The sequence below is a fragment of the Streptomyces sp. NPDC059003 genome (assembly GCF_042740445.1).
Lineage (GTDB): Bacteria > Actinomycetota > Actinomycetes > Streptomycetales > Streptomycetaceae > Streptomyces.
This window is the reverse complement of record NZ_JBHYJH010000265.1, coordinates 1-8,625: the sequence shown is the minus strand read 5'-3', so window position 1 is coordinate 8,625 and position 8,625 is coordinate 1. Positions and strand designations below refer to the sequence as shown.

At 74.8% G+C, this 8,625-nt stretch carries 7 protein-coding genes; 5 read left to right on the top strand and 2 right to left on the bottom strand.

The window, feature by feature from the left end:
- Window positions 1-103 precede the first annotated feature (103 nt).
- Entirely contained in the window at window positions 104-568 is a 465-nt protein-coding gene (locus ACFWZ5_RS42815; RefSeq protein WP_384806775.1) for a hypothetical protein, read from the bottom strand.
- A 296-nt stretch (window positions 569-864) separates the two neighbouring features.
- Here ACFWZ5_RS42815 and ACFWZ5_RS42810 point away from each other — a divergent pair, with 296 nt between their 5' ends.
- Window positions 865-2,313 (top strand): tetratricopeptide repeat protein, encoded by a 1,449-nt coding sequence (locus ACFWZ5_RS42810; RefSeq protein WP_384806772.1) that lies wholly within the window; start codon window positions 865-867, stop codon window positions 2,311-2,313.
- Window positions 2,314-2,519: 206 nt separating this feature from the next.
- Here the strand turns inward: ACFWZ5_RS42810 and ACFWZ5_RS42805 are convergent, their stop codons facing one another.
- Window positions 2,520-3,116, bottom strand: a complete 597-nt coding sequence (locus tag ACFWZ5_RS42805) for a histidine phosphatase family protein (RefSeq protein WP_384805754.1) — start codon at window positions 3,114-3,116, stop codon at window positions 2,520-2,522.
- A gap of 286 nt (window positions 3,117-3,402) precedes the next feature.
- Here ACFWZ5_RS42805 and ACFWZ5_RS42800 point away from each other — a divergent pair, with 286 nt between their 5' ends.
- The 4 genes from ACFWZ5_RS42800 to ACFWZ5_RS42785 all read left to right on the top strand — a co-directional run bounded on the left by ACFWZ5_RS42800 (window position 3,403) and on the right by ACFWZ5_RS42785 (window position 8,534).
- On the top strand, window positions 3,403-4,479 hold the full coding sequence (locus tag ACFWZ5_RS42800) for a phosphatase PAP2 family protein (RefSeq protein ID WP_384805756.1): 1,077 nt from the start codon (window positions 3,403-3,405) through the stop codon (window positions 4,477-4,479).
- Window positions 4,445-5,536 (top strand): hypothetical protein, encoded by a 1,092-nt coding sequence (locus tag ACFWZ5_RS42795; protein ID WP_384805762.1) that lies wholly within the window; start codon window positions 4,445-4,447, stop codon window positions 5,534-5,536. The genes ACFWZ5_RS42800 and ACFWZ5_RS42795 overlap by 35 nt, the downstream gene beginning before the upstream one ends.
- Entirely contained in the window at window positions 5,533-7,128 is a 1,596-nt protein-coding gene (locus ACFWZ5_RS42790) for a hypothetical protein (RefSeq protein ID WP_384805758.1), read from the top strand. Before ACFWZ5_RS42795 ends, ACFWZ5_RS42790 begins: the two co-directional genes overlap by 4 nt.
- A 62-nt stretch (window positions 7,129-7,190) precedes the next feature.
- Window positions 7,191-8,534 carry an AAA domain-containing protein gene (locus tag ACFWZ5_RS42785; protein ID WP_384805760.1) on the top strand — a complete coding sequence of 448 codons (1,344 nt, stop codon included), beginning with the start codon at window positions 7,191-7,193 and terminating at the stop codon, window positions 8,532-8,534.
- Window positions 8,535-8,625: the final 91 nt, after the last annotated feature.

Sequence of the window (8,625 nt, the reverse complement as noted above, 5' to 3'; positions counted from 1 at the left end):
CCCGGCGTTTGAGGGCGAGGCCGCAGGCCGGATAGAAGGGGGTCCAGGGGGCGGAGCCCCCTGGTTTCGGGAAGGGGCGGGATCGGGGAGGCCCCCGGCAGGGTCAACGACAGTTGTCCGCGGCTTCGATCATGCGGGCCGCCTCGCCCAGCGCGGCACGCAGCACCACCGGGTCGGTGACGGGATCGGTACTGCCCGGCGGCACGAGCCACCCGGTACCGGCAACCGGCGGCGCAGGCACCGGCTCCTGCCGCAGGGCAACACCCCGCCCAAAGGTCTGCGTACACGCACTGCCGGGCACGTCCCACCCGTCGGCCGTCCCGGGCGGCACGAGGAAGCCGAGGGTGTCGCAGCTGCCGTCGTGCAGGACGGGACCGACGGCCTCGTCACCGGCACCCCGGCGCAGGATGTCGACCGCTTCGAGTCCCTGCCGCGCGGGCACGGTCACGAGATCGCACTCGTCGTGCGAACCGTGCGGACCGGGCGAACCGTGCGGCCGGACGCTGCGGTCCTGGCTCGGCCGGTGCCGCGCCGTCGTCAGTGAGCCCCCAGATTCGCTGTTCTCCATGCCGACCTCCAACAAGGGAACCCCTCCTCGCCAGGGCGGAAGCCGCGTCGCTCCCTCTCCGCATGGTTCAACGCCCCACGGCGTCAAGGGCTACGGCGCCACGCCGCCGCAAAGGATGGCAGTTCATGGCAGATCACGGGTGAGATATCCGGTTTGTAGCCAAACTCCGCGTCAGCGCGGTGTCACAGCCGGTACTTTCATGCTCCGCCGGAACAGGGCCGTGCCGGGGGCAGGACTGGGGCAGCTCCGTGTGGGCCGAGGCCCGTCCGGCACGGTCCCGCACGAGAGGATCCGGCATGGCGTCGTCGTCCAGGCAGTCGTCGGCATCGTCACCTCCGCCTCCGCGACCGAACCTCGCCTTCCGGCGGCTGCGCGGGCAGCGCTCACCGGGCGAGTTCGCCGCCGCGGTGCGGCGGGCCGCGCGTGAGATCGGGGAGCGGGTCAGCTGCGACGCGCGGTACGTCGGACGCGTGGAGGCCGGGGAGATCCGCTGTCCCAACTACGCGTACGAGCGGGTGTTCCTGCACATGTTCCCCGGCCGGACGCTGACGGATCTGGGCTTCGCGCCGCGCTCGGCGGTACGGGGCCGGGGGGCGCGCACGGAGTCCGGCGCTCCCCCGGGGGACCCGCACGAACCGCACGGCCAGCACGACCAGCACGACCAGCACGACCAGCACGACCAGCGTGATCAGCGCGACGAGAACGAAAGCGACGAGGTGAGCGACGTGCGGCGTCGCGCATTCATGACCAGCGGCACCGTGGCGGCCGCCTCCCTGGGAGCCACCGGGTTCCCGCTGGGCGGCGTCGGCGAGGCCTACGCCCGCGCGGCCGGTGAGGCCGAGGTGAGCGCGGTCGAGGAGGCGGTCCGCAGGATCCGGCTGCTCGACGACCGGCACGGCGCCGACGGCCTCTACCGGCGGGCCGCCGCGCCGCTGCGCACGGCGTACGCCCTGCTCGACGCGGGCACCACCCGGCAGGCGGGCCAGACGACGGCGGACCGGCTCTACGCGGGCGCCGGCGAACTCGCCATCTCCGTGGGCTGGCTCGCCCATGACTCCGGGCGCTTCGACGACGCCCGCTCGCACTACGCCGAGGCGCTCGCGACGTCCCGGATGTCCGGCGATCCCGCGCTGGAGGCGCATGCCTTCTGCAACACGGCGTTCCTCGCGCGGGACACGGGGCGGCCGCGTGAGGCGGTGCGGGCCGCGCAGGCCGCCGCGCGCGCCGCGCGGCACCTCGCCTCGCCGCTGCTCCTGTCCCTCATCGCCCTGCGGGAGGCGGGCGGCTGGGCCGGGCTCGGTGACCGCGGGGGCTGTGAGCGGGCACTCACCTGTGCGCACACGCTCTTCGAGCGGGGTCCTTCCGAGACCGACCCCGAGTGGATGACCTTCTACGGTCCTGCGGAGCTCGCGGGCCTCGAGGCGCAGTGCTGGTCGGCGCTCGGGGACTGGGAGCGGGCCGCGCGGCACGCGCACCGCGCCGCGGGGGTTGCGGCGGTGGAGACGCCGCAGTTCATGCGGAACATCGCGCTGTACACCGCCGAGCTGGCCGATGACCTCGCCCGGGCCGGGCGGCCCGACGAGGCCGCGGCCGCCGGTCTGCGGGTGCTCGCCCTGCTGGACGAGGTCCAGTCCTCCCGCATCCAGGCGATGCTGGCGACCACCGCGCGGTTGCTGCTGCCGCATCGGCGGGTGGGCGGAGTGGGCGACTTCCTCGACGCCCACGCCTCGCGACGGGCTCGGTAGAGGGCTGCGCATGAGGTGGGCGGGTGCGGGCCGGTGGGGGGTTTCCGCCGCTACCGCGGCGGTTGTTTCCCACCCGCCCGCCCGTTTCCAGTCGGACAGCGGGGAGCGCCCCCGGCGGGAGCCGGCCGCCGTCGGCGGGTGCGGCCGGGACGGTTGGTACTGGGTGGGCGGGCGGGGTAAAGCCGCCGCGGTAGCGGCGGGACGTACTAACCGGCCAGGTGACCCGTTTCGTTCCAGGATTCGAGGGCCGGCTGGCCGTAGGCCCAGCCCAGGGTGGAGAGGGACGTCGGGTTGAGGCGGATGCGGGCCGCGAAGTCGATGTCGTAGCCGAGCCAGCGCGCGCCGATGGCGCGCAGGATGTGGCCGTGGGCGAAGACGAGCACGTCCCGGTCGGCCTCGCGCGCCCACGCGACGACCTCGTCGGCGCGGGCGGACACCTGCGCCAGGGTCTCGCCGTCGGGCACGCCGTCGCGCCAGATGAACCAGCCGGGCCGGAAGGCCTGGATGTCGGCGGGCGTGAGGCCCTCGTACGCGCCGTAGTCGAACTCCATCAGCGCGTCCCACTCGGCGGCCCGGTCGCCGAACCCGGCGATGTCGCACGTCTCCCGCGCGCGGGAGAGCGGACTCGTGCGCACCTCGACTCCGGAGAGGCCGTCGTAGGGCGCCCGGTGCAGGCGTTCACCGAGGAGCTTGGCGCCGCGCCGGCCCTCTTCGAGGAGCGGAATGTCCGTCCTGCCGGTGTGCTTTCCGGACAGTGACCATTCCGTCTGTCCGTGCCGGGCCAGCAGGATGCGCGGTGCCATGGGGGTGCCTTCCAAGGGGGTGCGTACGGAGTGCGAAGGGGGCGGATAGGGGGCGTACTGGAGGGATATAGGGGTTGCATGCCTGGACAAAAGGGGACAGTTGTCTGTCCGTTCCCTCCATCATCACTCACTGGCGCAAAGAGCAACCCACGCGCCGATCTCTGCGTCTATGACCATCAGGGGGATGACTCATCGGCCTTCGCGTACGCCGTAAAGTGACCCAGCGGCCGTACGCCGCGAGAGAACCGAGCGGGAACAGCGCGAAATGAGATGGGGGATCCACCGGATGCCGCAGACCGAGGCACAGGGCGCCGGCAACGGCGGCATATCCGGGCACCGCGTACCAGGAATCCGCCCTCGTTGGTGGACGGAGCTGCCGCTGATCCTGCTGATCTACGGCGCGTACTCGGCGGGGCGGCTCCTCGCCCGCGGTGACGTGACGACCGCCGTGGACCACGGTCTCGCGATCCTGCGCATCGAGAAGGCCCTGAACCTCAACCTCGAACACCCCCTGAACCGGCTGTTCACCGCGCACACCTCCCTCGGCGTCCCCGCCGACTTCTGGTACGCCTCCCTGCACTACGTAGTGACGCCGCTGATCCTGGTGTGGCTGTTCCGCAGCAGAGCCGTGCACTACGCCGCGGCCCGCACCTGGCTGATGATGTCCACGCTGATCGGCCTGATCGGCTTCTCGCTGCTGCCGACCTGTCCGCCGCGGCTGTTGGAGAACAAGTACGGCTTCGTGGACACGATGGCGCAGTACGCCGACTGGGGCTGGTGGGGCGGCCAGGCCAGCGCCCCGCGCGGGCTCGGCGGCATGACCAACCAGTACGCGGCGATGCCCAGCCTGCACGTCGGCTGGTCGCTGTGGTGCGGCGTGATGCTGTGGCGCTACGGGCGCACGCCGCTGATGAAGACCCTCGCCGTCGCCTATCCGCTGCTCACCACGATCGTGGTGATGGGCACCGCCAACCACTACTTCCTCGACGCCGTCGCGGGCGCCGCGGTGATGGGCGTGGGGCTGCTGCTCGTCCGGCCGGTGCGGCGGCTCACGGACCGGGTCAAGACGCGGCTCGCGCCGCACCTGCCGAAGGCGCTCGCCCCGCGCGGCATCGGCTCCGGTATCCCGGTGGGCGGCGCCGCGGCCGCCTCGTCCGCCGCAGAGGCCCCACTTGTCAGTGGTGGATGCCAGACTTCCACGGGTGAGCGAATTCCCCATCAGCGCAAGCTCGGTGCCGAGCCGGGCGCCAGGCCCAAGGCGGGCGGGAAGCCCGGCGGCAGGAACGGCGGACGGCCCGCAGGACACGCCGCCGACACCGGGGACGGCGCTGCGGCAGCGGCTCGCGGAGCTGCGCGGACCTGACGTACCGCCGCAGCCCCTGGACGCCCGCGCCCTCGCCGCGCTCGCGGCGAACCCGGGCTGTCGGCGCCGCGCCCTCCTGGACGGCGCCGGGGTGCCCAAGGCGGCGCTCGCGGAGTCGCTTGGCGCGCCGTCCGGGTTCGGCCAGTCCCAGTTCGCGTTCATGCGCGGGCACGCCTTCGAGGCGCGGGTCAAGGCGGACGGCGGCGCGGAGCTGCTGCGCCTGACGCACGCGCGCGTGGGCGGCGGTCCCGAGCCGGTGCCGGGCGGGGCGAGCGTGCCGGACCTGTCGGCGGCCGGGCCCGAAGGCCGCGCGGCCCGCACCTCGCTCGCCCTGCGCGACGCCACCGACGCCGGTGCCTGGACGCTCCTCGACCACCCCATGCTGGCCCTGGACGTCGCGGGCACGCTCGCGTTCCTGGAGCCGGACGCGGTGGTCGTCGCGCCGGACGGGACGTGGACGGTGGTCGAGATCAAGTCGTTCCCGATGATCGACGGCGCGGCGGACGCGGCGAAGGTCGGCGCGGCCGCCCGGCAGGCCGCGGTGTACGTGCTCGCCCTGGAGGCCGTCGCGGCCCGGCTCGACCCGGCGCCGACGGTGCGCCACCGGGTGCTGCTCGTGTGCCCGAAGGACTTCTCGAACCTCCCCGCGGCGTCCGCCGTGGACATCCGCAAGCAGCTGTCGGTCACGCGCCGCCAGCTGTCCCGGCTGGCCCGCGTCGAGGACATCGCGGCGACGCTCCCGCCGGGCACGACGTTCGACGTCGGCCGCCCCGCCGCCGAGCTGACCGCCGCGGTCGACGCGGTCCCCGCGACGTACGCGCCGGAGTGCCTGGCGGCCTGCGAGCTCGCCTTCCACTGCCGTACGCGGGCGCGGGCCGCGGGCGAGGTGACGGCGCTCGGCCGCTCCCTGCGCGCCGACCTCGGCGCCCTGACCACCGTCGACGAGGCCCTCTCGGCGTCCCGGGGCGAGTTTGGCGACCCGCGGGACCCGGCGGTGGCGGCCCTGCGCAGAGCCGGGGAGCTGCGGGCGGAGGCGCTGGCGGGGAGTCACGGATGACGCTGATCGACAACCTGGCCCGCCTGGAGGCGGTGACCACCGGCCACGCACAGCCGCGCGCGACGGTGCGCCACCGCCACCTCTCCCAGCGCCCCCTGGTCCTCGTCCCGCTGACCACGGCGGGCGAAGCCGGCGCGCCCCTGGGGGCACTGATCGGCACGGAGCGCACGTCGCCGCGGCTCCTGGTCGTCCCGCAGCCCCGGGACCGCGACCTCCGCTTCGCGTTCCTGGCCGAGCTCGCCGACACGCTCCTGCCGTACGTGGAGTCGTACGAGGGCGAGGTGGAGGCGGCCGAGCGCACCGAGACCGACCCGGAGACCGGCAAGCGCGTCAAGGTCGAGGTCGACCTGTGCGCGGACGCGCCGCAGCTGATCGTGCCGAGCCGCGCGGGCGTCGAGTTCGTCCGGCTCCTGGGCCGCTCGATGCGCTTTCGCCGCACCGCCGAGCAGGAGCCGGACGCGCCCTATCCGGCGCCGCCCCGCGTCCCGCTGCTCGGCCGCTGGCTGACGCACTTCGCGGAGCGCTCCCGCGTGCCGGGCTCGGCGCTGCTGCTCGCCATGACGGACCTGCTGTCCCGGCACTGGGCGACGGGCCAGTCGAGCCTGGAGGAGCAGCACCTGGGGGCGCTGCTCGCGTGGATCGAGGCGCCCGACGGCGCGTCGGGCGCGGACGCGGCACTCCGTGCGGAGCTGGCGCGGGACGCCGACGGGCAGCTGGTGTGCCCGCCCGCGGGCCCGGCCACCGACCCGGCGTTCGACAACCAGCTCCTCGCCCCGGCGATCGACGCCTACGACCGCGCGCGGACCGCCCTGGCCGCCGCCGAGGACGGCCTGGCGGCCGACGCCCGCCTCGCCGCCCTGACCGCGGCCGAGCGGGAGCTCCGCGCCCTGGTCGACAGCCGTACCAGACCCACGTGGGACGCGGTGTGGCGCGGCCTCGACGCCCTGTGCACGCTGCCGGAGGCGCCGCGCGCGGCCGACCGCTGGCGCAGCGACCGCTGGTCGTTCACCGCCCACCGCGACCGCGTCGCCGCCGGTGAGCCGCCGCAGCCGCGCGTCGACGACGCGGTGACGGCGGCCAACAAGCTGGCGACGCGGGAGCGCGAGCAGGCCAGGCTCGACGCCCAGGAGGCCCTGGACGACCCGCTGGTGATGGCGGGGCGGCGGCTCGCGGGCGAGGCCTTCGCCGGGGAGGTCACGGAGGTCGTCATGGCGTACAGCGAGGGCAGGTCGCCGCGCCCGCGCCCGCTGCTGACCGTGCGCACCGCCGACCGGCCGCATCTGGACGAGGGCGCGAAGGTCTACCGCTCGCTCGACGGCAAGCCGCAGGCCGCGCAGTTCGTGGCGTACGGCGACGAGGGGGCGCTCGTGCTGCGGCTGATGGACAAGATGGGCCGCGGCAAGGAGCCCGAGCCGGGGTCCGTGCCGGAGCCCGGCGACCGCCTGTGCTGGACGCTCTTCGAGCACGAGCAGCGCGGCGGGCCCAAGCTGCCGGAGCCGGAGGACACGCCGTGGACGCACGGCGGCCCGCCCGACGCGGAAGCGGTCCGCGCCGAAAGCCCCGACCGCGTGACCACGGAGGACATCCTGTGACGCCGCCCCCGCCGCCCCCGCCGCCCCCGCCGCCCGTGCCTCCCGTGCCTCCGGTGCCGCCCGTGCCGCTCTCCGGGGCGGCGGCACCGTTCGACCCCGCCGCCGAGGCCGCGCGCGCCACGGACGCGATCCTGCACGACACGCTGCACGGGGCGCACCGGGGTGTCGTCGTGGACTCGCCGCCCGGCGCGGGCAAGTCGACGCTCGTGGTGCGCGCGGCGCGGGAGCTGGCCGCTGCCGGGCGGCCCCTGATGGTGGTGGCGCAGACGAACGCCCAGGTCGACGACCTGGTCCTGCGCCTCGCCGAGAAGGATCCCGAGCTGCCGGTGGGGCGCCTGCACAGCAGTGACTCCGACGCGTACGACAAGGCACTCGACGCCCTGCCGAACGTCAAGAAGTCCGCGAAGGCCGCCGACCTCGCGGGCCTGGACGTGGTCGTGTCCACCGCCGCGAAGTGGGCGCACGTGCGGGGCGTGGAGCCGTGGGGGCACGCGATCGTGGACGAGGCCTACCAGATGCGGTCCGACGGGCTGCTCGCGGTGGCCGGGCTCTTCGAGCGCGCGCTGTTCGTGGGCGACCCCGGGCAGCTCGACCCGTTCGCCATCGCCGAGGCCGACCAGTGGGCGGGGCTCGCGTACGACCCGTCCGCGAGCGCGGTGAGCACGCTCCTCGCGCACAACCCCGGCCTGCCGCAGCACCGCCTTCCGGTGTCCTGGCGGCTGCCCGCGTCGGCGGCGCCGCTGGTGTCCGCCGCGTTCTATCCGTTCACGCCGTTCCGCAGCGGGACCGGGCACGGGGACCGGTCGCTCGCCTTCGCCGTGCCGTCGGACGGCTCCGGGCCCGACCGGGTCATCGACGAGGCGGCCGTCTCGGGGTGGGGGCTGCTCGAACTGCCCGCCCGGCACACGCCGCGCACCGACCCGGAGGCCGTGCGGGCCGTCGCCCAGGTGGTGCGGCGGCTGCTCGACCGGGGTGGCGCCGCGACGTCCGAGCGGGACGCCGGTCCGGTGCCGCTCACGGCCGGGCGGGTGGCCGTGGGGACCGCGCACCGGGATCAGGCCGCGGCCGTGCGGGGCGCTCTCGCGGAGCTCGGCGTGGTGGGCGTGACCGTGGACACCGCGAATCGGCTCCAGGGGCGGGAGTTCGATGTGACCGTCGTGCTGCATCCGTTGTCCGGGCGGCCGGATGCGACGGCGTTCCACTTGGAGACGGGGCGGTTGTGTGTGCTGACCTCCCGGCACCGGCATGCGTGCATCGTGGTGTGCCGTGCGGGGGTCGGTGAGCTCCTCGACGACCATCCGTCCACGGAGCCCGTGCAGTTGGGGGTGACCGTGAAGTTCCCCGACGGGTGGGACGCGATGATGACGACGTGGGATCACTTGGCGGGGCATCGGGTGGCGGGGTGAGGGTGCGGGCGGGTGCCCTCGCGGGGACGCCCCAGACCCCGGTCCTCAAACGCCGGACGGGCTGGATTTTCCAGCCCGTCCGGCGTTTGAG